The following is a 26,033-nucleotide window of genomic DNA, read 5'->3' as shown; positions in this document are numbered from 1 at the left end:
ATTTTTTTATGCGGCCAGGCAAAAGATCAGCCAGCAAAGTCCCAGCTCGCCCGCGGCGGCGAGATATTCGCGGATGTTGGCTAACGCAGTGAACAGGGTATTCTTCACCGTTTTCGGTGAAAGGCCCAGTGCCCGGGCGATCTCGGCGATGGTCATTCCTTCGTTGCGGCTCAGCCGGAATATCTGCCGGCGTTTCTCCGGCAGCCGCTGCACCGCTTCGTTGATCAGCCGTTGCAGCTCGTTGAGGCGGACCGTTCGTTCCGTAGGGTTGGCGGAATGATGAATGGTGGTTTTAAAGCCGTCCAGCGTTTTGTCCTGCAGCAGCGCTCTCCGCACGGCCATATGGTACTGGTTGGCCGCGATACGGAAGATGTACCCGCCGATGTTGGTGACCTGCGGCAGCTTGTCCCGGTTCAGCCACAGCCGGATGAAAGTTTCCTGGACGATCTCCCTGGCATCCGCGGGTGAAGGGCTTAGCTTCTCAACAAAAGGCTTGAGCTTTCCGAGGTAAAGGTCAAAAAGTACGGTAAAAGCCTTTTCATCTCCCTCCGCAATGCGCGAAAGCAATGCATGTTCGTCGTATGACTGGTTGTTGGTCAATTACAATATATGCGATGTTTCTTGCACGCAAACTATTATAAAAAATCCTAAGTAGATAATAACAGCGGGAAAAAGTAGGGTTTTACAACATCCGGGAAATGCCCAATTGCAGGCCCCGCAGCTCCGCAAGCCCCTTCAGCCTGCCGATGCAGGAATAGCCGGGATAGGTGGTCTTGTGCAGGTCGTCGAGCATCTGGTGGCCGTGGTCCGGCCTTACCGGCAACGCGGTATTCCGGCGTTTCATCAGGAGCAGCAGCTCACGGACGATGGCGAACATGTCCGCATCACCATCCAGGTGATCGGCTTCAAAAAAGTTCCCGAAGTTATCGCGACGGGTATTGCGCAGATGAAGGAAATGGATATGATCTCCCAGCCGCCGGATGATGCCGGTGAGATCGTTATCCGGCCTTACACCGAGCGATCCGGTGCAGTAGCACAATCCGTTTGCGGGCGAGGGCACCGCGTTTATAATTGCCCGTAAATCCTCTTCTGTACTGACAATACGCGGCAGGCTCAGTACCGGGTAAGGCGGATCATCCGGATGGATGGCCATCTTCAGTGAAAGTTCTTCCGCTACGGGCACTACTTCGCGCAGAAAATGAAACAGGTGCTCCCGCAATTTTCCGGCGCTGATATCTTTGTAGGTTGCCAGTGCAGCAAGTATCTCGTCCGGCGTAAAACGGCCCGTGCTGCCCGGCAGGCCGAGCATGGCATTGTGGAATACGTTTTTTCGCTCTTCTTCGGTATGATTTTCCAGCCATGCCTGTGCCGCGGAAATCTCCTGTTCATCATAATCCTTTGCAGCGTCTGGCCTTTCCAGCATGAAAAGGTCAAACGCCACAAAGGCGGCGTGCTGGTAGTACAGCGCTTTGCTCCCGGCCGGCAGGGTGTAGCTGATGTCCGTTCTCACCCAGTCCAGCACTGGCATGAAGTTGTAGGTGATCACCTGTATACCGCAGGCGGCGAGGTTGCGCAGGCTTGTTTTGTAATTTTCGATGTGCGCATGATAGTGCCCGCTTTGGCGTTTTATGTCTTCACTAACGGGCAGGCTCTCCACCACCGTCCAGCGCATGCCCTCCGCTTCTATCAGGGATTTCCGCTGCTGAATGTCGGCCACCGGCCATACGTCCCCCACGGGGATATGATGCAGCGCCGTTACAACGCCGGCACAACCCGCCTGCCGGATATCCCGCAGGGTAACTGCATCATGCGGCCCGAACCACCGCATGGTTTCATGCATTAACATGTTATATGAATCTGTTGATAATGTTTTCCAGGTATTCCTGTTTGCCGCTTTTCATGGAAGGTTCGCCGTTCTCGATAGCAAACGTTCTCAGCGCTTCCAAAGATAATTTTCCTTCTTCGAACTCTTTTCCTTTTCCACTGTCGAAGCTCGCGTAGCGTTCCTGCCGTATCTTTTTATAGTCTGACTTACGCAGCACGGCGTCCGCAGTGATCAGCGCGCGTGCAAAGGTATCCATGCCGCCGATATGCGCGTGGAAAAGATCTTCGGGATCAACGGAGTTCCGGCGCACCTTCGCGTCGAAGTTGATGCCGCCGCCGTTGAAGCCGCCTGCTTCGAGGATGATGATCATCGCTTCCGTCAGCTCATTGATGTCGTTGGGAAACTGATCTGTGTCCCAGCCGTTCTGATAGTCGCCGCGGTTGGCGTCGATGCTGCCGAGCAAACCATTGTCCGCGGCCACCTGCAGCTCATGTGTGAAGGTGTGGCCGGCGAGGGTGGCGTGGTTCACTTCTATGTTCAGGCTGAAGTCGTTCAGCAGGTCATGCTGCCTTAAAAAGCCGATGACCGTTTCGCTGTCATAATCGTATTGGTGCTTGGTGGGTTCGCAGGGTTTGGGTTCGATGAAGAATTTGCCTTTGAAGCCGTTTTGGCGGGCATAGTCTTTTGCCGCATGCAGGAACTTAGCGAGATGTTCCTTTTCTCTTTTCATGTCCGTGTTCAGCAGGCTCATATATCCTTCCCTTCCACCCCAGAACACATAATTCTCTCCACCCAGCGCAATCGTTGCGTCCAGCGCGGCTTTCACCTGCGCGGCGCCATGCGCCAGCACATGAAAATCGGGATTGGTAGCGGCTCCGTTCATGTACCGCCTGCCGGAAAAAAGATTCGCGGTGCCCCACAGCAGCTTCACGCCGCCGGCTTTTTGCTTTTCCTGCAGATAGTCCACCATCGTCTGCAACCGCTTGTCATTCCCGTGGATATCGTTCGTATAATCCACTACGTCCACATCGTGAAAGCAATAATAAGGTATGCCCAGCTTCGTGATAAATTCAAATGCCGCGTCGGCCTTCGCTTTGGCCCTTTCCACCGCATCCGCTTTTTCATTCCAGGGGAACAGGTGCGTGGGCTCGCCGAAAGGGTCCGCTCCGCTTCCGCAGAAGCTGTGCCAGTAGGCGCATGCAAAGCGGAGGTGTTCTTTCATCGTTTTTCCGGCTACTACTTTGTGCGCATCGTACCAGCGGAATGCCAGCGGGTTGTCTGACTCCCGGCCTTCATAGCGAATGACGGGGATGCCTTTGAAAAATTCCATATTGTTGATTTTTTATTGTGCATGGATGATGATGTCAGCGGGTTGCAGACCCGCCGCGCGGGCGGTTATTTTTATATCACCGGCCGCTTTGGAACGGACGATGACCAGGGCCAGCCCGCTGAATGCTTTTCTTTCGTGTGATGAAAAAGATACCAGGTCCGCCGGATCGCCGTTGTCTGTGCAGACAATCTCTCCCGGCCCCGAGATGTCGAACTGAATGCTGTGATCCGCGCGCGGAACGGGCATGCCGTTCTTGTCCAGCACACGGAGCGTAATGAAGGAAAGGTCTTTGCCGTCCGCTTTGATGGCGTTCCTGTCCGGAGCCAGCTGCAATTGCGCGGCTTCGCCGGCTGTGCGGACGGTATCCGCGGCCCATACTTCGCCTTTCTTCCAGGTCATCACGCGCAGCACGCCGGGCTGATAGATCACACTGTCCCAACGGAAACGGTATTCATAATCGTCTCTTTTTTTCCTGCCCAGCGATACATCGTTCAGGAACAGTTCCGCTTCATCCGCTGCCGTGAATACATGCACCGGTGTAATGTCGCCTGTTCTTTCCGGCCAGGTCCAGTGCGGCAGGATGTGCGCCATTTTATGCTCCGGCCGCCATCTTGCCTGGTACAGGTAAAAGCGGTCTTTCGGAAAACCGGCAAGGTCTATGATGCCGGAATAGGCGCTGCGGGCGGAATAATACGGTGTGGGTTCACCGAGATAATCAAAACCGGACCATACAAATTCTCCGGCCACGTAAGGATGTTGATCCTGTGAAGCGAACACCTTGTCCGGCGAAGCACCGAATGCGGCGGTATACAGCTCGTAGGCGCTTACGTGTTGCAGCTTGGCGTTTCCACCCACGCCTTCGCTGACGGGCGCGCTGGTTCCGTCAAAAACGGGGAACAGGTAAGTGCCGCGGGTGCTTAATGTAGACGCGGTTTCGCTGCTGAAGATCAGCTTGCCGGGAAACTTACTTTGAAATGCTGGATACAGCGGAGAGGTCTTTATCCCTTTCAGGTGCTGGTAGGCGGGGGCGTCGCGGATGCCTTCACCCTGGTAGTTCAGGCTCAGGATGTCCATCACCTGCGGGAAAGGCATGTCCGGCTTCGCGAAGTTCATAGATGCGGTGGCGGGGCGCGTGCTGTCTTCTTCCATGACGATGTCGTAGAGTTTTTTTGCCAGTGCGGCGCCCTGTTCCGCTGTGTACTGCTCTCCTACTTCGTTGCCGAAGCTCCAGGCGATCACGGAGGGGTGATTGCGGTCCCTTCTGATAAAAGACCTTGTATCCTGCTCGTGCCAGTCGGGGAAGATGAGGTGAAAATCAAGCGGTGTTTTTTTCCGTTCCCAGTTGTCGAATATTTCATCGATCACGAGGAAGCCCATGCGGTCCGTCAGATCGAGCAATTCGGGGGTGGGTGGGTTGTGCGCTAGGCGGATGGCGTTACATCCGAGTTCGCGGAGTATTTCCAGTTGCCGCTCCGCGGCCCTGACGGAAAAGGCGGCGCCCAGTGCGCCGAGGTCGTGATGCTGGTTCACGCCCCGGAAGCGTATGGGTTCGCCGTTCACCAGCAGTCCTTTTTCGGCATCGAATACCAGCGAGCGGATGCCGAAGGTGGTATTATATTCGTCCACTGTTTTTCCACCGATAATGATCTTTGTGGTGGCGGTGTAAAGGTGCGGTTGCTGCGATGGCGGCGGGCCCCATAGCAGCGGGTTTTGCAGGGTGATGGTGCTTTCCGCTTTATAGGTTTCGCCGGCTTTGATGGTGGCGGTGGAAGCGGGAATTGTTGTAACCTTCCTTTTACCGTCCTTTTTATCGTCCGTGAAAATGTCTGTGATGATCTCTATCTGTTGATCGTTGCCGGATTTGTTCTCTACCTGAACGGCCACATCGATGGTGGCGGCGGAGGCGGACACGTTCCGCGAGGTGATGAAGGTGCCCCAGTGCGCTACGTGTATGGGGTTTACCTTCGTCAGCCATACATTCCGGTAAATACCCGCGCCGGGATACCAGCGGGAGGAATTGGGTGGATTATCCAGCCGGATGGCCAGCAGGTTATCTCCGCCGGGCCGGATGTACGGCGTGAGGTCGAGGCGGAAAGAATTGTAGCCGTAAGGCCATCCTCCCACCAGGTGGCCGTTCAGCCACACCATGGCATATGACATGGCGCCATCGATATCGAGATAAATATGTTTTCCCTTATCGTTAACGGGAACGTCTAAACGCTTTCGGTACCAGGCCACACCGTGCACCGGCAATCTTCCCATTCCCCCGCCAACAATGGCGTCTGGCGTGGTATAGAATGGTCCTTTGATGGCCCAGTCATGCGGCAGGTTCACGGATTCCCATGCAAGGTCGGAAAAGTCCGTTTGCACAAAAGGAAAATCCTCACCCGGATTGCCTGGCGGACGCTGGTGCCGTTTGGCCGGGTCGCTAATGAAAGCATTGCCGGAAGGGAGTATCCAGTTCTTCAATACCTCGCCCGAAGCGGTGACGGCGACTGATTCGGTTGGCCGGCTATCGGCCACCACGTTATCATTGCGGTCCGTCACGTCTGGGCGTACGTCGTATATCAGTTTATCCGCTCCGGTATCATACCGGAAAAAGCGCCAGTTTTCATTGATACTGATCCGTTCTCTTGTTATCCATCCTTCAGTTTTGCAACCGCTGTTCATCAACAGGCTGCATAACAGCAAATAAAAAATGCTCCGGCTCATTGGTTATAATTCGGATTTTGCTCCAGCACTGCGCCCCTGTTCCTTTCGATCTCGCCCTGCGGAATGGCCCAAAGGTTAAAATGCGGCTGCATGTTCACACCATAAAAGGGATTGCATCTTTTTACCCTGTCATATAATTTGCCCAGGCGCATCAGCGTCAGCATCCTTTTTTCCTCCACACCCAATTCCCTTAATCTTTCATCCAGAATATAATCGATCGTTACGTCCCCTGCATCCACCGGCGAAGCATTCGCTCTTGACCGCACGGCATTGATGTCCAGCGCCGCGGCGCCGGCATTCGGCAGGCCGAAGTAGGCTTCCGCCCGCAGCAGGTAAGTTTCCGCGAGGCGGAACATGTACTGGTCCGCATACGTGCCGCCGGCAGTGGCTTTCAGTTCATATTTCTTGATGGGATCGGAAGAGCCGGGATCTACATACAGCCCCGCCGGGTGATTGAACGGCGTGGTGGCTTTCGACTGGTAAGGATAAAAGACCCTGGAAGGGAAAGTGATGCCCGCGCCCGGAGGAGGATTGCTGGTGGAGATCACCTGCCCGAAAAACGGGCTGCCTGGGTTTGTAGCCACCACTTCGCGCACGAAATTATGGTTGGCGTTCCTGATATCATTGTTGAAATCGCTTTGCCATACCGTGTCCGCGAAATACAGGGAAGGCTGCAGGAAGCCCACGCCTCTCCCGCCGGTGTAATCCCCGATCGGCCACTGGAACAGCGCTACGCCGTTCACCCGCATGTCGCGGTAAAGCGGTACGTGTACCCGTTCCAGTTGGTAGTTGCCCGCCATGGCGGTAGACACGGCAGATCCGCCCTGCACATCGGTTTCCAGCTGGATGACCCAGATGGCTTCTGTGTTATTGGCCGTTTTCCGGTTTTGATTCTTCGACTGGAACAGGTCCCAGTAAACATCTCCCGGCGTCACCGTGGACCGGGAGCCAAAGCGGTTCCGCATCAGGTCGGTAGCCGGATCATCGATCACCACCGTCGCCGCGTTTACCGCGTTCTGAAACTGCCCGTCCGCCAGGTACACCTCCGCGAGGAGATGATAAGCCGCCAGGTTGGATATCTCGCCATCTTTCACAACGGTGATGCCCGGCAGGTTGGTGGATGCAAATTGGAGGTCTTCGATCACCTGCGTCAGCACTTCCTTTTTGGTAGCTCGTACAAAATCCGTTTTCTCGGTCACGATCTCTTCCAGCACCAGCGGCACGCCGCCAAACAGGTAAGCCAGCGTTCGGTAGCCGAAGGCGCGGAAAAATCTTGCCTGCGCTTCAAAGTACACCCTGTCTGATTCCGAAAGCTGCGAAGCAGGAATGCGGGAAAGCACGGTATTGGCTTCCGCTACGATCTTGTATATCTGCGACCAGTGGTTATTGGGCAGCGTGCCATCCGGACCAAATTCCGCGGAAAGATTGGGATTGCTGCCAACGGGCACTTCCACGCCAAGGTCCGTGCGGTAGAGATAATGCATCGGCTGCCAGTCCGTAGACGTATAGAACTCGGAGCGCACCAGCGCGTGCAGGTTATTGATGGAAGCATGAAAGTCCTCCGCCGTCTGGAAAGCGTTGTCAGTGCTGAGGAAGGACAGCGACTCTTCATCCAGGAAATTATTTTTGCAGGAAACCCCGAACGAACAGAGCATTATGATGAGCGATACCCGGTACAATGTTTTCATAAAAAAAATTTTACGCATTTCTTAATAGACGATGTTTAACCCCACGGTGAAGCCTCTTAAAACCGGCCTGCCGCCTATCACGAGGCCCACCGCATTGCCGTCCGCATCGAGGGATTCAGGGTCCCAGCCTTCCCAGTTGGTCCAGGTGTAGAGGTTCTTGCCGCTGACGTACAAGTTGATGGACTGCACTTTGGTTTTCTTCAGCAGCGTGGTGGCGAAGTCGTAGGAAAGCGAAATATCCTGCAGCCGCACGAAGCTCCTGTCCTGCCACATATTCGGTTCAATTTTCGCGCGGGAGCCGGAGATGTTCCTCGGGTACTTGCCATTGGGATTGCTGGGCGACCAGAAGTCGATCCCCTGCAGGTTGTTGACGCGGATGGTGTTGTCTTCGCGGAAAAATGAGGGGTTGTTGTTGCCGAGGAAGCCGTCTTTTCCGCCCTGCACGGAGTTCAGGAATACAGTCAGCGAAAAGCCCTTGTAGCCGAAAGTCTGGAACAGGCTCACGCGGTATTTGGGTTCCTGGCGGCCCAGGAAGATCCTGTCAGACGCCTGGGTGATGTCGTTATCCTTGTTCTGGTCCACGATCCGGAGCGATCCAACCGGGAAGCCGGGGATGCGTTCGTCATTGAGCTGGTAAATACCATCGAGCTGATAATCGTATATGGAGCTGATGGATTTTCCGATGAAGAGGCCGCTGTTGATGAGGTCATCTTCTTTTCCATCGCCATCCGCATCTACGCCGGTCAATGAAATGATCTGGTTTTTGTTCGTTGAAAAGTTGAGGGAAGCCGTCCAGCTGAAATCCCTGCTTTTGATCACATCATAGGTCAATGCCGCTTCAAAACCGGTATTGCGGATCTGCCCGAGATTCGTTGTAATGCTGCCGAAGCCCGTAACGTTGGGAATGGCTACGCTATACAGGAGATCGTAGGTGTTGTTCTGGTAGAAGTCCAGGCTACCGCCCAACCGGTTATTGAAGACCGCAAAATCGACCCCCACATTTATACCCTTCGTGCGCTCCCATTTAAGATCGTCATTACCGAGCGACGTAACCTGTTGCCCGAAGGCGGTCGGTGCTCCGTCGCCATACACATAAGCGGCGCTGGTGGTCACACGGGCGATGGAGGTGTAGCGGGATGTCTGGTTGCCGTTCACGCCATAGCCGGCGCGCAGCTTGAGGGAATTTATCGCGCTGATGTTCTTCATGAAATTCTCTTCGGAGATGATCCAGCCGAGCGCCAGCACGGGGAACGTACCGTATTTGTAGTTCCGGGCAAAACCGGAAAAACCGTCGCGGCGGATGGTAGCCGTCAGCAGGTACCTGTCTTTGAACTTGTAGTTCACACGGGCCATCTGGTAGGCCAGGGATTCTTTCCAGGCGTCCGATTGCGCGAACTGGAAGGTGCCTTGTGACAGATTATTATAGCTGAGCGTCAGGCGCGGGAATCCTCTTGCTTCGGAGAACGTTCTGTTGTATTTTCTTTTAATCGCGCCGTACAAAAGCGTGGCCGTGATATCGTGCTGGCCAAAATTTTTCGTATAGGTGAGGATGTTATCAAACGTGTAGTCGTAGTAGTTTTGATATTCCTTGTAAGCGCGGCCGGTTTGACCGGCATCGTAGATGCTGGAAAAGAAATGTTCGGTTGTCCGGTAGTTGTTGCCGAAATTCATGCGGTAGTTCAGCCCGCTGAGGAAAGGAAAATCGATGTCTGTGTAGATGTTGGCGAAGTAGTAGTTGTTCCTGTCGTGGTCGTCTACATAGTAAGTACTGAACGGATTCGGTTCCAGTGTATTCATGGGGAAAGGAATCAGCTTGCCGGTGCTGTCATACGGAACGATCAGCGGCGTCATGCGCTGGATGCTGCCGAATGAAGGCTCGGCGCCGTCCTGGTTGACGAAGGAACCGGAAGAGAGCAGGCCGACCTTTATCCAGCTGAGCGGTCTTGTTTCGATGTTGGCGCGGATGGATTTCCTTTTGAATTTGTCGTTGATGATGAAACCTTTCTGGTCTACCAGTCCCCCGGAGAGCAGATAGGACACATGATCGCCGCCGCCGGAGATGCTCAGGTTGGTTTCCAGGATGGAGCCGGTATTGGTACCTTCCTTGAACCAGTTGTAGTTATGCGGCAGCAGGTGCCCCTGCGCGTCGCGGATGCTGTTATCCGCCACGTCTTCAATATTGAAGTCCGGATTAGGCTGTGTGAAGTCAGGTCCGAGATAAGCCCTGTCATAAAAAGCTTCCTTTAAATATTCGAGGTAGTTTTCGCGTTCGTAAGGTTTCAGCTTGCCGACGGTAGGGGTTTGCGTGGTATAGGCGGTGGAAAATGCGATCCTGGGTTTCTGGTTGAGGCGGCCCTTCCGGGAGGTGATGAGGATCACGCCGTTGGCGGCCTGTGCACCGTACACCGCGGTGGAGCTGGCGTCTTTCAGTACATCGATGCTGGCGATATCATCGGGGTTGATGGATGAAAGGGAGCCGGTGTATTGAATACCGTCGAGGATGATCAGCACGCTCTGGTTACCATTCAGCGTTACGCGGCCGCGAATGGAGATCGGCGGCGTTCCGCCGGCGGAAGTGGCCACGCCCACGTTCAGGCCGGGCACTGTACCTTGCAGATGCTGCCCGATGTTGGTATTGGGCGCGCCTTTCAGTCCTTCCAGGTTTACGCTGGCCACGGCGCCTGTCAGGTCTTTTTTCCGCTGCGTACCATATCCTACTACCACCACTTCTCCTATCTCCGTTGAGCTAAGGGTTAACGTCACATTTATATTATCATCATCGCCCACTGTAATTTCCGCATTGGCATAGCCGATCATTGAAAAGACAAGCACGGCGCCTTTGGCGGCGGCGAGGGAAAATTCTCCGTTGCCGCCGGTGGTGGTTCCTTTTGTAGTTCCTTTTATCATGACGGATGCGCCGGCAACGGGATTCCCTGCGTCTTCAGTGACCCTGCCGCGGATAGTTTTATCCTGCGCAAGCAAGGGGACCGGCCCGGAGAACAGGCAGGCCGTTAAAAGAACGAGCGTCAGGGGCCGGCAGATCAATCGCCTGAGCAAGCTCATTCTGCATTGTAATTTTTCAGTTTTTTTCATAACCCATGTGGCTTTTAGAAGAATTATTATTTAAGAGAGGAAGAGGCTAAGCGCTGTAAGCTGAATCTGTCTGTAACACGCCGGGCAAATCGCTTTCGGGAGCAGCGGGCATAGTGGTACGATCGTGGAATAGTGGAACATGCGGATCAAAGTCGAGTTGTTCATAACGGCAATTTTTCCCGGAAATAGAATTTGGCGGCAGACCCTTGCGTTCGTCTTGCGAAACGAATATAGGAAAATTTGATAAGACTGCAACCGATTACATTTTTTTATTTAAAAAAAGTTCATTTCCTTTGACAGACAAGCTGTAGTAAATGCCAGAAAACCGGGAAGTAACTATTTACGACATAGCGAAGCACCTGAATATTTCAGCGGCCACTGTTAGCAGGGGGTTGAAGAACAATCCCATGATCAATAAAAACACCCGCAAAAAGATCGCTGACGCCGCAAAACAGCTTGGTTATCAATCCAATACATTCGCCAGTAGCCTGAGAAGCAAACACACCCACACCCTTGGCGTGCTGGTGCCCCGCCTGAACAGCTACTTTATGTCGTCCGTACTGGCCGGCATGGAGAATGCCGCCAACCGGCACGGATATAATCTTATTATTGCGCAATCGCTTGAAGACGCGGAGAAGGAAAAGCTCAATGCGGAGACGATGTTCAATAAGCGGGTGGACGGGCTGCTGATCTCCCTGTCTTATAACACACAGCACATTAACCACCTGGAACCTTTCTTCAAACGAAAGATCCCGGTTGTCTTCTTCGACCGCGTGTATCCGCACAACGAAAGCACTTCCATCGTCATTAATAATTATGGCGCGGCCTATAATATTACACAACACCTGATCGAGCAGGGCTGCAGGCGCATTATGCACCTGGGCGGCAATGTGCTGCGGAATGTGTATAAGGACCGCCTTGACGGTTACCGCCAGGCGCTGAACGACAACCGCCTGCCCGTGATCCAGCAGCTTTACCTGACCAGCAACCTTTCGGAGCAGGCCGGTATAGAGGCGGCGCGGTATATCCTGGACATGGCGCCGGATGATCGTCCGGATGCCGTATTCTCCGCCAACGACACGGCGGCGGTATACTGCATGCTCACCCTCAAGGCCGCCGGCATCCGCATCCCGGAAGACATTGCCTTTGCCGGCTTCAATAACGACCCGATCAGCAAGGTCATAGAGCCCAACCTGACTACAGTGGACTATTCCGGAGATACCGTGGGCAATACCGCCGTCACCAACCTGATCAACCACCTGAAGGGGGACAGCAACCTCTACATCACCAATTCCATTACCCTCCGTTCAGATCTGGTTATCAGGGCTTCCTCGCTGAAAAAACAAATTGCCAGAAATTAATTTTTTTTGCGATCTTTAAGCAACCGATTGCAGTATTTCACCCAAAATAGCCGTCGAACGCTGAATAAACCGATATGAAAAGAACCACGTTACTGATACTATGCCTTTCCTGTTTTCTCGCGGCCGGCGCGGAAAACGGGTATGACCTCTGGCTGCGGTACAAGCCCTCCGGCAATCAAACATACCGGCAACATATCACGGCGGTCCTTACTACCGGATCATCCCCCACCATGAAAGCTGTCAGGGATGAACTTACCAGGGGCTTGTCCGGTTTACTGCAAACCGCTATCACGCACAGCACCGCCGTGAACCGCGACGGCATCGTCATCGCCGGCACGCCACACTCCTCCCCGCTCATCCACAACGCGGGCATAGCGCCGCTTTTGCAGCAGGCGGGCGAAGAAGGATTTATCATCGTTACAAAAAAGATCGGCGATAAAAAATGCATACTCATCAGCGGTAATTCAGACGTAGGCGTGCTATACGGCGCTTTTCATTTTCTGCGCCTGCTGCAAACGGAACAACCCGTTGAGCAGCTGCACATCGTTTCCACGCCCAGGATCAAGCTCCGGATGCTGAACCATTGGGATAATCTCGACAGAACGGTGGAAAGAGGATACGCCGGCTTTTCCATCTGGAACTGGCATACGCTGCCTGGTTACATCGACCAGCGGTATATCGACTATGCCAGAGCGAATGCATCCATCGGCATCAACGGCACGGTACTCACCAACGTCAATGCCAACGCCACCATCCTCACAAAACCTTACCTCGAAAAAGTGAAAGCGCTGGCTGACGTGTTCAGGCCCTACGGCATCAAAGTCTATCTCACCGCGAGATTCAGCGCCCCCGTGGAAACCGGCGGCCTGAAAACGGCGGACCCGCTGAATGAAGAAGTCCGGCAATGGTGGACAAAGAAAGTAAAAGAGATATACACTTACATTCCTGACTTCGGCGGCTTTCTCGTAAAAGCCAACAGCGAAGGGCAGCCGGGGCCACAGGATTATCAGCGCACGCATGCCGATGGCGCCAACATGCTGGCCGATGCCCTCGCTCCTTTTTCCGGCATTGTGATCTGGCGGGCTTTCGTTTACAGCAACGAAAATCCGGCAGACCGGCACAAGCAGGCGTATGATGATTTTGTTCCCCTCGATGGCCGGTTCCGGCCGAATGTAATGGTACAGGTGAAGAACGGGGCTATCGACTTCATGCCGCGGGAACCCTTTCACCCACTGTTCGGCGCGATGCCCAAAACGCCGCTGATGATGGAATTCCAGGTAACGCAGGAATACCTCGGGCAAGGCACCCATCTCGTTTTCCTCGCGCCCCTGTTTGCAGAAACCCTCCAAAGCGACTCCTATCAGAAAGGCCCCGGCAGCACCGTCGCCAAAGTGATCGACGGCAGTATGGACGGGCACCCGCTCACCGGTATCGCCGGCGTTGCCAATATCGGAAGCGACATCAACTGGTGCGGGCATCCCTTCGCGCAGGCCAACTGGTATGCGCTCGGCCGCCTCGCATGGGACCATACCCTTTCCAGCAAACAGATCGCGGAAGAATGGCTGCGGATGAGCTATTCCAACGATGAACGCTTTATTGGGACAGCATCAAAGCTCATGCTGGAAAGCCGCGATATCATGGTGCAGTATGCCAATCCCATTGGCCTGCATCATATCATGGGCACCAGCCACCACTACGGCCCCGCGCCCTGGGTGAACGATCTGAACCGGCCGGAGTGGAATCCTGTTTATTATCACAGGGCGGACAGCACCGGCATTGGCTTCAACCGCACCGCCACCGGCAGCAACGCACTGGCCCAATACCATCCCGAAGCAAGGGCGCGATGGGAGAACATGCTGACCTGTGACGAAAAGAACCTGCTGTGGTTTCACCACGTGCCCTGGGATTTCCGCATGAAAAGCGGCAGGAGCCTTTGGGATGAGCTGTGTTATCAATATTACACCGGCGCGGAAAGAGCGGGAAAGATGCGGGATACCTGGCAAACATTACAGCCTTATGTAGACCGCCAGCGGTTTGAACAGGTGAGCATGCTGTTGCAGATACAGCACGAAGAAGCCATCTGGTGGCGTAACGCCTGTCTGCTTTATTTCCAGACCTTCAGCAAAAGGCTGATACCGGCGGAATATGAAAAACCATCAAAAACACTGGAATATTATAAAAGCCTGCAGTTCCCCTTCGCACCGGGTATCTAACTGCGGCGCATTAAACTGACAAAAGAGATGACAGCATTGAAAAGCAAACTAGCAATTGTAACAGGTGGCGGGTCCGGCATAGGTTTCGCCATTGCGGAAAAATTCGTGCAGCAGGGTATCCGCGTGGTTATTGCGGGCAGGAACCTGGAAAGACTGAACGCCGCACAACAGCAGCTCGGAGAATTGTGCCACGCTATCACCTGCGATGTGAGCGATCTTTCCTCCATTCCCGGTTTTGTGCAAACGGTGGTGGAGCAGCACGGCGCTATCGACATCCTGGTAAATAATGCGGGCACAAATATGAAAAAGGATTTCGCGGAGGTAACGGATGAAGAATTTCAACAGGTGATCCTCACGAACCTCACCGCCGTTTTCACCATGAGCCGCGAAGTGGCCAGGAGCATGCTGCAGCAGGGCTCGGGCTGTATCATCAACATCAGTTCCATGGCCGCCCAGTACGGCATTCCAAAAGTGATCGCCTATACCGCCAGCAAAGCGGCGATAGACGGGATGACCAGGGCGATGGCCGTTGAATTGTCGCCGCAAGGCATACGGGTCAATGCCATTGCGCCGGGATTCATCTACTCGGAAATGACCGCCAAAGCGCTGAACGATGATCCGGAAAGAAAATCCAAAGTTTTTGGAAGAACACCGATGGGAACGATGGGGCAGCCCGCGGACATCGGCGAGGCGGCCTGCTTCCTCGCCAGCGACGCCGCAAAGTTCATCACAGGCATTGTGCTGCCGGTGGATGGCGGCAACAGCATCGGTTTTTAAAACGGTTTTAATCCATGAAACGATTCATCTCTTTTCTGACAGGCGTGTTGCTGACCGTTTACTGTCATGCGCAGCAACCGGTCGTTGACAGCATGTCCATCCCCCGGTCGGTAATCAGCTTCAATGCAGCTGATGGCGCTTTTTCCATCACCCGGGCGGTCATCTGTGTTGATCCGGCGGATGACCTGCTCGTGCAGACCGCGGCCAGCAGCCTGCAAAAAGATATTGAACGTGTTACCGGTGTGAAAGTGCCGATATCAGCTACCGTTCCACGAACACCGGCTATCATCATCGGCTCCATCGGAAAATCGTCCCTCATTACATCGCTGGTGAAAACCGGTTTGATCAAAGATCAGTGGGAAGCATATCTCCTGCAAAGCAGCGGCAACCGGCTCATCATTGCCGGCAGCGACAGGCGGGGAACGGCTTATGGCGTATTCGAGCTGTCCCGGCAAATCGGCGTATCACCCTGGTACTGGTGGGCGGACGTACCCGTACAACGAAATACACAGCTGTTCATCAAAAAGAACGTCACCTTCACTGACGCGCCCAAAGTGAAATACCGCGGCATCTTTATCAACGATGAAGCGCCGGCGCTATCCGGCTGGAGCAAGGAAAAGTTCGGCGGGTTCAACCACCGGTTCTATGAAAAAGTATGCGAACTGATCCTCCGGTTAAAAGGGAATTATCTATGGCCTGCCATGTGGGGAAATGCGTTTTATGATGATGACCCGCTGAATATAAAGACAGCGGAGCAATACGGTATCGTAATTGGCACCTCGCACCATGAGCCGCTGATGCGCGCGCACGACGAGTGGAGAAGATATGGAAGCGGGAAATGGAATTACGACAGCAACGCCGTGAAGCTGCGCGCCTTCTGGCGCGGCGGCATGGAAAGGGCCACCAATGAGAAGATCGTGACCATAGGCATGCGGGGAGATGGTGATGAGCCCATGACCCGGGAAACAGCGACCGCCTTGCTGGAAAAGATCGTGCAGGACCAGCGAAAGATCATCACGGAGGTAACGGGCCGCCCCGCCAGCGAAACGCCGCAGCTGTGGGCTTTATACAAGGAGGTGCAGGATTATTATGATAAAGGGATGAGCGTGCCGGATGATGTTACGTTATTGCTTTGCGATGATAACTGGGGCAACATCAGAAGACTGCCGGCACTGCGTGAAAGGCCGCGCAAAGGCGGTTACGGCATTTATTATCACTTCGATTATGTAGGCGGGCCAAGGAACTACAAATGGCTCCACACCAACACCCTGCCCCGCATCTGGGAACAAATGCACCTGGCCTGGGCATACAATGCCCGGCAAATATGGATCGTCAATGTCGGTGATATCAAGCCCATGGAGCTTCCTATCTCCTTCTTCCTCGACTATGCCTGGAACCCGGAGAAGATTGGCGCGGAAGACCTGCAAGCCTACACGGAAGGATGGGCCGCTAAACAGTTCGGGGCGCCGCATGCAAAAGATATTGCCGTTATACTGAGCAGGTATGCGAAATACAATGCCAGGAGAAAACCCGAGCTGCTGGATGATAAAACGTATAGCCTTGCCAGTGGGGAATGGGCGACGGTGGTGCATGACTATAACCAGTTGCTAAAAAAAGCGGAGATCATCGGCCGCGCACTGCCTCCCGCTTACCGGGACGCCTATTTCCAGCTGGTGCTGCATCCCGTGAAAGCCTGCGCCAACCTCCATGAAATGTATTACAACGTAGCGCTGAACAAACAGGCTTACGCCCATAAATGGACCGCCGCCAATGTTTATGCGGACAAAGTAAAGCAGCTGTATGCAAACGATTCATTGATCACCGCGGCATTTCATCAGCTCAACAACGGCAAATGGAACCACATGATGAGCCAGACGCATATCGGCTATACTTACTGGCAGCAACCCGACCAGCAAAGTATGCCGGAAGTGCGTTATGTGAACACCGATACTCCAATGCAGGCGGAAAAAAATCAGGCAAATAGAAAGAAGGCCATCATTCCTCCGGGCATAAAACGAAAAGTATTTTACCAGCAGGAAAAAAGCGGTGTATCCATCAACGCCGATCACTACAGCCAGGCAGTGCATACAGATAACATAAAATGGCAGGTACTGCGCGATCACGGCAAAACAGGCAGCGCCATCACACCCTTTCCCGTGACGGCCGATGAACAAGAGCCCGGCGGCCATTCCCCGCACCTGGTATACGAGATCTATACCTACAGCAGCGGCGAATTTTCCTTACACGCCTATCATTCCCCCACCCTGAATCTTCATAACACGAAAGAAGGTTTGCAATACGCCATTTCCGTTGACGATGAAACGCCGCAGATCATCAGCATCAATAAAGAGGATAAAAACACCGGCAGCGGCATCTGGAATAAATGGGTGGCTGAAAATATCATTATCAAAACGAGCAGGCACCGGGTAGACAAGCCAGGCAAACATCTCGTGAAATACTGGATGGTAAGCCCGGGAGTAGTGCTGCAGCGGCTTGTAGCCGACTTTGGAGATACGGAACAAAGCTACCTGGGGCCTCCCGAAACACTTCATGACACTCTAAAAAAATGATTGTATGCTTTACAAGATCACATCCGTATTAGCGGCATGCTATATCTGTTACAGCTCCGCGCAAATCCCATCGCTGAAAGATGTCTATCACAATGATTTTGCGATCGGCACCGCCCTGAACGCAAGGCAGATCGAAGAAAAAGATCCCGCAGCCGCGTTGCTCATCCCGCAGCAATTCAACATGGCAACGCCGGAAAACATCATGAAAGCCGAGGTCATCCACCCGGAATGGGACCGGTATGATTTTGACCTGGCGGACAAGCTGATCGCGTACGGGAAAAAACATAACATAAAGATCAATGGTCACACACTGATCTGGCACAGCCAGCTGCCGCCGTTTGTGCACCGCATACAGCGCGCCGATTCATTCCGGTTGTTCTTTAACGATCATATCAACACCATCGCGCGCCGCTACAGCGGGAAAATTTACTCGTGGGACGTGGTGAATGAAGCGTTGAATGAAGATGGAAGTCTGCGTAAATCCATTTTTCTTGATAAAATGGGAGAAGATTATGTAACGGAAGCATTCCGGCTGGCGCAGGCGGCATCGCCCGGCACGGCGCTTTACTATAATGACTACAACAACGAACAACCCGCCAAACGCGCCGGCTGCATTGCGATGATCAAAAAAATACAGGCCGCCGGCGTGAGGATAGACGGTGTGGGCATACAAGGTCACTGGCACCTGGGGAAGATCCCGCTGAAAGAGATCGAAGAAAGCATTCTCGCTTATGCAGCATTAGGTCTGGAGGTGATGATCACCGAACTGGACATTGAAGTGCTGCCCCGCAACTTCCAGGGCGCGGACGTAAACCGGCGCATGCGGAACGATCCTTCGCTGAACCCCTATCCCACCGGCCTCCCGGACAGCATCCAGCAACAGCTGGCCAGCGACTATGAAGCCCTGTTCAAACTATTCCTGAAGCATAAGGACAAAATATCCCGCGTCACGTTCTGGGGCGTAAACGACGGCCAGAGCTGGCTGAACGGCTGGCCGGTGAGAGGCAGAACGAACTACCCGCTGCTGTTCGACCGTCAGTTCAAACCCAAACCCGCATTCTACAGTGTAATAGCGGCAGCAAAGCACAACTGATCTCTAAATCCACGTATACATGAAAAACAGTACTACCTCCAAACTGTCCGTGCTCGAAAAAGTGGGCTACAGCCTGGGCGACCTCGCTGCAAACCTCATCTTTCAGACACTGATGGCATTTCTCGCATTCTTCTATACCGATATCTACAAAATACCGCCCGCAAAAGCCAGTCTTGTGATGCTGACAGGCGGACTGGTGGGCGCTTTCTTCAACCTTGTCATGGGCGCCATTGCCGACCGCACGCAAACAAGATGGGGTAAATTCAGGCCTTGGGTGCTGTGGACTTCCGTGCCCTTCGGCGTGATCGCCCTGCTGGCCTTCTCCACGCCTGATTTTTCCGAAAGCGGCAAAGTCGCCTACGCCTTCATCACCTACCTGCTGCTCGTCATTGTTTATTCCGCCAACAACCTTCCCTATTCCGCGTTAAGCGGCGTGATGACCGGCGACATGAAAGAAAGGAACAGCTTGTCGGCGTACCGCTTCGTATCCGTGATGGTGGCGCAGTTCATCATACAGGTGCTGCTGCTGCCGCTGGCTATTTCCATTGGTCATGGCGACAAAGCGGCGGGCTTTGAAAAAGTGATGTTTGTATTTGCCGTCACCGGCGTGATCTGCTTTATCATCACCTTCCTCACCACCCGGGAAAGGGTGAGTCCCCCGAAAGAACAGAAAACCCCGCTGAAACAGGATCTGGCGGACCTTCTGAAGAACAAACCCTGGCTGATCATGCTGGCGGTGACCGTGCTCGTGTTCATTACGCTGGCTTTAAAAGGCGGGATGAACATCTACTATTTCAAATACTATCTCACCGAAGCCAGTCAGACTGACTTTTTAAACCGAATCGGCTTCACCGGAATGCTCGATGGCCTCGGCAATACCTTTGGCGACGCGGCCTTCGAAGAATTCCGCAAGCCCGGCAGCGCGCCCTACGCCACCGCCAGCGTTACCAGCGCCGCCAGCACTCTGGCCATGATCCTCGGCATCTTTTTCTCCAAGCCGCTGGCGGACAGGTTCGGTAAACGCAACGTCTTCGGCATCTTCCTGACCGCATCCGCGCTATGCCTTGTGCTCATCAATTTTTTGTCCACCGCCGCCGTAGCCGCCGTCTTTGCATTACAAACCCTCCACGGCCTCATATACGGCGTTACCATTCCCCTGCTCTGGGCCATGATCGCTGATGTAGCGGATTACAGCGAGTGGAAGAACAACCGCCGCGCTACCGCCATCATTTTCTCCGCGATGATATTCGGCCTGAAAGTGGGACTGAGCCTCGGGGGAGCGATATCCACCGCATTATTGAGCGTATTCGGGTACGATGCGGATGCAGCGCAGCAGACAACCGGCGCGGTGAACGGCATCAAACTCCTGATCAGCGTCATTCCCGGCATCATATTCATCGCCGGCGCCGGGTTATTATCCGGTTACGCGATCAACAAAAAAATGGAAGCGCAGGTGGAAGCCGATCTGAAAACAAGACGCGCATAAACTTAAATGAACCTATCATGCCAGAAGATCCCATCGATCATATTGATTTTGAAACGCTGAACAGGCGGGCCATTTCGCAGCCGCTGGTAACGCATATGTACACCGCCGACCCTTCGGCCCATGTGTTCAACGGGAAAATATACATCTACCCGTCACACGATATCGACGCCGGTATTCCGTTTGACGACCTCGGCAGTCATTTCGCCATGGAGGATTATCATGTTTTTTCGATGAGCCGTCCGGATGATCAAGCCACCGATCACGGCGTAGCCCTGCACATCAAAGACGTGCCCTGGGCCGCGCGGCAAATGTGGGCGCCTGATGCGGCGTACAAAAACGGAAAGTACTACCTGTACTTCCCCGCGAAGAAAGCAGACGGCATCTTCCAGATCGGTGTAGCCACAGGCGACGATCCCGCAGGGCCATTCACCGCCGCGGCAACTCCCATCCAGAACAGTTATTCAATAGACCCCGCGGTGTTCATCGATGATGATGGAACGGCCTACATGTATTTCGGAGGATTATGGGGCGGGCAGCTGCAATCCTACCGCAATAATTTGTATGATCCGCATCATCACGAGCCCGCTGCCGGCGAACCGGCACTGGGCCCCCGGATCGCCCGGCTTGCAGACGACATGCTGGAATTCGCCGAAGAAGTAAAGGAAATAACGATCACGGATGAAAACGGCCATCCGCTGCTGGCCGGCGACAACGACAGAAGGTTCTTCGAAGCCAGCTGGATGCACAAATACAACGGTCAGTATTACTTTTCATACTCCACGGGAGATACCCATTTCCTTTGTTACGCAACCGGCGACACGCCCTACGGGCCGTTCCGGTACCGCGGAAGAATCCTCAACCCTGTTGTGGGCTGGACTTCCCATCATTCCATCTGCGTGTTCAACGGCGAATGGTATCTGTTCTATCACGATTCCAGTTTGTCCCGCGGCATCACTCATTTGAGAAGCATGAAAGTCACCCGCCTGACGCATGATGAAAACGGCCTTATTAAAACCATAGATCCATACCCGTTATGAAAAAGCTCGTTGCTATCCAGTTACTGTTGTGCTGTGCGCTCAGCGCCGCCGCCGAAATAAAGCTCCCCCGGTTGATCCGGGACAGCATGATATTACAGCGAGATCAGGAAATAAAATTATGGGGCTGGGCGGACGCGCAGGAAAAAGTAACCATCCGCTTCAACAGCAAAGTTTACCGCACCAAAGCCAGTAGCGACGGTAGATGGACCGTGCTGCTACCGCCTACCAAAGCCGGCGGGCCTTACACCATGGATATCTCCGGCAGCAACAGGATCACCCTGCACGAAATACTGTTTGGCGACGTATGGTTTTGCAGCGGGCAGTCCAACATGGTGCACCAGCTGAACATCCACGATGTAACATATGCGAAGGATATTGCGGAAGCCAACGACCCGCAGATCAGGCAATTCTGGATTCCCACGCAAACAAGCCTTGCCGGTCCACGCACAGACCTGCCCGGCGGATACTGGAAGTCCGCCGTCGGTGACGACGTGCGGCCGTTTTCGGCGGTCGCCTGGTTCTTTGCAAAAAAGATACATGAAAAATACGGCGTACCCATAGGAATCATTAATGCCAGCGTGGGCGGCACGCCCATCGAAGCGTGGATCAGCGAAGAAGGGCTGAAAGATTTTCCAGCGCTGGCCGCAACGATCGCCCGGAATAAAGACACCGTATACCCTCAACCCGCTGCCCAACCTCCGCCCCCCGCGGACGCGGGACTAACAGCCCATCCCTCCTGGCGCGATCCGGCGTATGTACCGAAGGGCTGGCGGAATATCAATATCCCGGGGTATTGGGAAGATCAGGGTATCCGGGACCTCAACGGCGTGGTATGGTACCGCCGGGAAGTGGACATTCCGCCTTCCATGGCGGGTAAGGCCGCGAGGGTTTTTCTCGGGAGGATCGTAGATGCGGATGAGCTTTATATCAACGGGAAACAGGTGGGCAGCACGGGGTATCAATATCCGCAGCGCCGGTATAAAGTGCCGGAAGGTCTATTGAAAGCCGGTAAGAACCTGTTTGTGGTACGGGTGACCAACACGAATGGCAAAGGAGGTTTTGTGCCGGATAAACCTTACTGCATTTTTGCAGGAACGGACACGGTAGACCTGAAAGGTTACTGGCAGTACAAGGTGGGCAGCGTTTTTACACCCTCTGCCCCCAGCGGCGCTGTGAGTGCGCAGAACCAGCCCGCCGCCCTGTACAATGCGATGGTGGCGGGCGGTATCGGTTATGCGATCAAAGGCTTTTGCTGGTACCAGGGCGAATCCAATACCGGCCGGCCACAGGCATATGCGAAGCTTCTGCCCGCGTTGATAAACGACTGGCGGAGTAAATGGGGAGCGGAGAATCTGCCTTTCCTGTACGTGCAGCTGCCAGGGTTCATGGATTATAATTACACCCCATCGGAAAGCAACTGGGCGATGCTCCGGGAATCGCAGCTGAAAGCGCTATCCGTCCCCCATACCGCCATGACCGTTGCCATTGACCTCGGCGAGTGGAATGATATTCATCCGGATAATAAAAAAGACGTTGGCGAACGCCTGGCGCTTGCCGCGATGAAAGTAGCTTATAAAGAAAATATCGTTCATTCCGGTCCCATCTATAAATCATCTGCCATCAACGGCAACAGGATCATCATTCAGTTTGATCATACCGGCAGCGGATTGATAACAGCGGATGATGAAATGCCGTCATCCTTCGCAATTGCGGGTGCTGATAAAAAATTCGTTTGGGCCGATGCGAAGATGGAAGGCGACCAGGTGATCGTCTGGAGCGATGCCGTGCCCGCGCCGAAGTATGTGCGCTATGCCTGGGCGGATAATCCGGTGAATCCCAATTTGTTCAACCGGGAAGGATTACCGGCTTCGCCTTTCCGGACGGATGAATAAAAAAAACGTGTATATTGAAGGAAATAATTCCTTACCTATGAATGCATCAACCAGATTAGGATCAATGCTGCTGGATCACTTTATTATGGTAATGATCTGCATGATCTTTTTCATCCCCACAACGGTCACCATGTTTTCTTCATTTGCTCCCGGCGGAGAGAATGTGCCATGGGTTCCGCTACAACACCGGCCAATGTTTTACTTCAGCCTGTTAGGCTTCGCTATCTATTTTTGTAAAGACAGTATTAACGGCAGAAGTATCGCCAAACGCATCCTGAAAATGCAGGTGGTTGATAACCGCACCGGGCGCCCCGCTTCTCCCCTGCAATGCGTTGTACGAAACCTGTTCTGCATACTCTGGCCGGTTGAAGTGCTGGTAACCTTCGGCAGTCCCGACCGTCGTATAGGCGACATGGTAGCCGGAACGCGCGTGGATGAATTTGATCCCGCCAATGTGGCACAGGGGAAAAGCAGTTTAAAGATGCTGATTACGGGGCTTCTTTTCGCCTACGGGGTGATCTTGCTTATAACGATGGTAATGGCGCTGTTGACGCCATCGCTTCCTGCCTGATCTCAATCCCGATCTGCTTGCCTTACAGCCCGCCATTTCTCTACAGCGATCGTGATCGCAATACCGACTGTATAAGCAAGAATATCCACCCATGTAAAGTGATTTCCGATCACAACGTTCGCCAGCCGCGATTGCTGCAGGCCAAGATACTTGACAATATTGAAGTACTGCATCGTTTCCACAACATAGGAAAACGCCAGCACGCCCAATGCCACCGGCACTTCGGGCGCCTGCACAAAGCTGCGTACAAAGCAATAAATAAGCATCACCACCAGCACGTCACCCAGATAGGGACGAACGAAAGGGTCGTGCATATACAGGGCGATGAGCACTTCGATGAGAAATAATAGAACAGTAAGGATAAAATAGCGGGCGTTAAAACGGAATTTCATGCCGTAAGATAATCAAACTCCTTTGCAGCAGAATACCTACTTCCGTAGCGAATGGCGGCCCGCAGGAACCGAGGCGAAGCGGAACTCGCCTTTTTCGTTGGTAAGCGTACCAGTGTCATTAAGCTGTACGGTTGCGCCGGGAGTGAACAGGCAGGAAAAACAATACATATAGTGTCGGTCTTTAACGTATCCGGACCGTCATCGCATAAGTGTGAAGCGGCCTATTTTCCGGCAAAGTAATGTGCAATCCCTTTGTGTCCCTGCGGAATGCTGTCGCTCCCCCACCAAGTAATTCCACGGAACGGATGCTTTCCGGCCGGTACATGCTTCCATCCGCCAGGCTCCTGATACAGGCTACGCCGTTATCAGGCCAGCCAAACAAAGTAGCATACAATACATTCCCCTTGACGGTAAACCGTACATCTTCTGCCCCCAATGGTTTTCCTTTCCCCTCATTAAATCCCTGTGCGGATAAAGGTGCAGCCCCTGATATGGCGGGGCCTTCCCCGAAAATTTTCCAGGGCCGGGTACCAAATATTCCTTCCTGGTTGACATTCATCCACCGGCCAATTTCATCCAGTACCGCAATTTCCTGTTCATCAATGGTTCCATTGCCTTTAACCGGGATGCTTAGCAACAGATTGCCGTTTTTACTGACCACATCTACCAACGTCTGAATCACAGTCCGGGCGGATTTATAGCGCCGGCCTTCATATATGCGCTTGTCATAATGCCAGCTGCCGATGCAGGTATCCGTTTGCCAGGGATGGGGTTCTATCTCATTGCTTTGCCCGCGCTCGATGTCCCATACGAGGCATTTGCGTTGCATCTCATCCAGTATTTTCCCGTTTACCACGGCCTTTAACGCGCCATTGTTACGCTGGATACTTTGATTGTAATGATGGGCTACGATCCGGAGACCGATATCATTAAGCGGATGAAAAGGAAGCACGGTATCATCGAAATATAAAAGCTCCGGCTGGTATTTATCGATTAACTCGATCGTTCTACGCAGAAAGTTCTGACAGTATGCGTCTGACGGTGGTGCGGCGCCGTTCCCCCAATGCCATTGGCGATGAATGCTGCTGCTATCATGGCTATCGGCGCTCAGGGGATGGTCCTGTGCATAAAGCAGGCGGGGGGCCATTCCCTCCCACCATGTGCCTTTCCCATCGTTCATTGTTAATTTGCCATCATAGGGCACGCCTGCCAGCGGCCCTTTCTTATCGGCACGCTGCGCTACTTCATACCAGGTCCAGGCATGCGCAGCATGTACGCTCACACCGAACGGTAAACCTGCCTGCCGGGCAGCATGCGCCCACCCTCCGATGATATCCTTTTTGGGGCCCACTTTTAAGGCGTTCCAGGAGTGATAACGGGAATCCCACAGATCCAGGTTATCATGGTGATTGGCCAGGGCAAAGAAATACCTGGCGCCGGCCTTTTTGTACAATGACAGCAGATAAACCGGGTCCCACTGATCCGCTTTCCATTGGTGGATAACATCTTTGAATCCAACCTTCGACGGGTGTCCGTATCGCTGCAAATGATACTTGTACTGACTACTTCCCTCCTCATACATTCCCCGGGCATACCAGTCCCCATACTCAGGCTCGCATTGCGGTCCCCAGTGTGCCCATATCCCGAACTTTGCGTCTTGGTACCATGCAGGGAAAGTGTAACCGGCCAGCGATTCCCAGGATGCAGTGAAAGGTCTTTCTGGCCGGTTGCCTGCCGGCATCTTTAAAAAGGATGCCATTGACTGCCGGGAAAGGGCCAGCGCTGGAACGCACAAGCCAAGCTGTTTAATAAGAGAACGTCTATTCACAGGGGTAAAAAAATTTTGCAGGAAATGCCAGACCGGAATTTGTTAAGATGGGCTTAACCGTCACCCTCCACCGTGACAATAGTAGTAATTTATCTGATATAAAGCAAATAGTAGATATTCGGGAGATTGCGTCGTTTCCCCCGATCAACCTTCTGCCAAATAAGC

General features: G+C 53.6%; 17 protein-coding genes. 9 read left to right on the top strand and 8 right to left on the bottom strand.

The window, feature by feature from the left end; all coding sequences use genetic code 11:
- Window positions 1–6: 6 nt before the first annotated feature.
- From CCY01nite_RS26170 to CCY01nite_RS26145, 6 genes are all read right to left on the bottom strand, one after another.
- Window positions 7–600, bottom strand: a complete 594-nt coding sequence (locus tag CCY01nite_RS26170) for an RNA polymerase sigma factor (RefSeq protein ID WP_146867532.1) — start codon at window positions 598–600, stop codon at window positions 7–9.
- A gap of 82 nt (window positions 601–682) precedes the next feature.
- Window positions 683–1,840: a mannonate dehydratase gene (gene uxuA, locus CCY01nite_RS26165; protein ID WP_146867531.1), complete on the bottom strand. Its 1,158-nt coding sequence runs from the start codon at window positions 1,838–1,840 to the stop codon at window positions 683–685.
- 7 nt (window positions 1,841–1,847) lie between these two features.
- Window positions 1,848–3,155 (bottom strand): xylose isomerase, encoded by a 1,308-nt coding sequence (xylA, locus tag CCY01nite_RS26160; protein WP_146867530.1) that lies wholly within the window; start codon window positions 3,153–3,155, stop codon window positions 1,848–1,850.
- Window positions 3,156–3,167: 12 nt separating this feature from the next.
- Window positions 3,168–5,867 (bottom strand): beta-galactosidase GalB, encoded by a 2,700-nt coding sequence (gene galB / locus CCY01nite_RS26155; protein WP_146867529.1) that lies wholly within the window; start codon window positions 5,865–5,867, stop codon window positions 3,168–3,170.
- Window positions 5,864–7,555, bottom strand: a complete 1,692-nt coding sequence (locus CCY01nite_RS26150) for a RagB/SusD family nutrient uptake outer membrane protein (protein WP_146867528.1) — start codon at window positions 7,553–7,555, stop codon at window positions 5,864–5,866. The genes galB and CCY01nite_RS26150 overlap by 4 nt, the downstream gene beginning before the upstream one ends.
- 21 nt (window positions 7,556–7,576) lie before the next feature.
- Window positions 7,577–10,618, bottom strand: a complete 3,042-nt coding sequence (locus tag CCY01nite_RS26145) for a SusC/RagA family TonB-linked outer membrane protein (RefSeq protein ID WP_146867527.1) — start codon at window positions 10,616–10,618, stop codon at window positions 7,577–7,579.
- Window positions 10,619–10,962: 344 nt separating this feature from the next.
- On the opposite strand from CCY01nite_RS26145, the gene CCY01nite_RS26140 reads away from it, so the two are divergent.
- The 9 genes from CCY01nite_RS26140 (at window position 10,963) to CCY01nite_RS26100 (ending at window position 23,648) form a co-directional block, all read left to right on the top strand.
- Window positions 10,963–12,009, top strand: coding sequence for a LacI family DNA-binding transcriptional regulator (locus tag CCY01nite_RS26140; protein ID WP_146867526.1), 1,047 nt, complete (start codon window positions 10,963–10,965; stop codon window positions 12,007–12,009).
- 74 nt (window positions 12,010–12,083) lie between these two features.
- A complete protein-coding gene (locus CCY01nite_RS26135) occupies window positions 12,084–14,222 on the top strand; it encodes an alpha-glucuronidase family glycosyl hydrolase (protein ID WP_146867525.1) in 2,139 nt (712 codons plus the stop codon).
- 27 nt (window positions 14,223–14,249) lie between these two features.
- Window positions 14,250–14,999 carry an SDR family NAD(P)-dependent oxidoreductase gene (locus tag CCY01nite_RS26130; protein ID WP_146867524.1) on the top strand — a complete coding sequence of 250 codons (750 nt, stop codon included), beginning with the start codon at window positions 14,250–14,252 and terminating at the stop codon, window positions 14,997–14,999.
- 14 nt (window positions 15,000–15,013) lie between these two features.
- Window positions 15,014–17,569: a glycosyl hydrolase 115 family protein gene (locus CCY01nite_RS26125; protein ID WP_146867523.1), complete on the top strand. Its 2,556-nt coding sequence runs from the start codon at window positions 15,014–15,016 to the stop codon at window positions 17,567–17,569.
- A gap of 4 nt (window positions 17,570–17,573) precedes the next feature.
- The gene (locus CCY01nite_RS26120; protein WP_146867522.1) at window positions 17,574–18,662 is read left to right on the top strand and encodes an endo-1,4-beta-xylanase; all 1,089 of its coding nucleotides are present in this window, start codon (window positions 17,574–17,576) and stop codon (window positions 18,660–18,662) included.
- 19 nt (window positions 18,663–18,681) lie between these two features.
- Complete coding sequence (locus CCY01nite_RS26115; RefSeq protein ID WP_146867521.1) at window positions 18,682–20,148, top strand: MFS transporter; 1,467 nt, start codon at window positions 18,682–18,684, stop codon at window positions 20,146–20,148.
- Between the two features lie 17 nt (window positions 20,149–20,165).
- Window positions 20,166–21,185: a glycoside hydrolase family 43 protein gene (locus tag CCY01nite_RS26110; RefSeq protein ID WP_146867520.1), complete on the top strand. Its 1,020-nt coding sequence runs from the start codon at window positions 20,166–20,168 to the stop codon at window positions 21,183–21,185.
- Window positions 21,182–23,077 (top strand): sialate O-acetylesterase, encoded by a 1,896-nt coding sequence (locus CCY01nite_RS26105; RefSeq protein ID WP_146867519.1) that lies wholly within the window; start codon window positions 21,182–21,184, stop codon window positions 23,075–23,077. Before CCY01nite_RS26110 ends, CCY01nite_RS26105 begins: the two co-directional genes overlap by 4 nt.
- Window positions 23,078–23,114: 37 nt before the next feature.
- Window positions 23,115–23,648 (top strand): RDD family protein, encoded by a 534-nt coding sequence (locus CCY01nite_RS26100; RefSeq protein WP_186831280.1) that lies wholly within the window; start codon window positions 23,115–23,117, stop codon window positions 23,646–23,648.
- Between the two features lie 2 nt (window positions 23,649–23,650).
- Here CCY01nite_RS26100 and CCY01nite_RS26095 read toward each other — a convergent pair whose 3' ends face one another.
- Window positions 23,651–24,040, bottom strand: coding sequence for a ribosomal maturation YjgA family protein (locus tag CCY01nite_RS26095; RefSeq protein WP_146867517.1), 390 nt, complete (start codon window positions 24,038–24,040; stop codon window positions 23,651–23,653).
- A 181-nt stretch (window positions 24,041–24,221) separates the two neighbouring features.
- Window positions 24,222–25,799, bottom strand: a complete 1,578-nt coding sequence (locus CCY01nite_RS26090) for an alpha-L-fucosidase (protein WP_146867516.1) — start codon at window positions 25,797–25,799, stop codon at window positions 24,222–24,224.
- Window positions 25,800–26,033 lie beyond the last annotated feature (234 nt).

Origin of the sequence: Chitinophaga cymbidii (assembly GCF_007992715.1) — a bacterium.
GTDB classification, from domain to species: domain Bacteria; phylum Bacteroidota; class Bacteroidia; order Chitinophagales; family Chitinophagaceae; genus Chitinophaga; species Chitinophaga cymbidii.
Note: the sequence above shows the minus strand (reverse complement) of the source record. Positions and strands in the feature narration are given on the sequence as shown.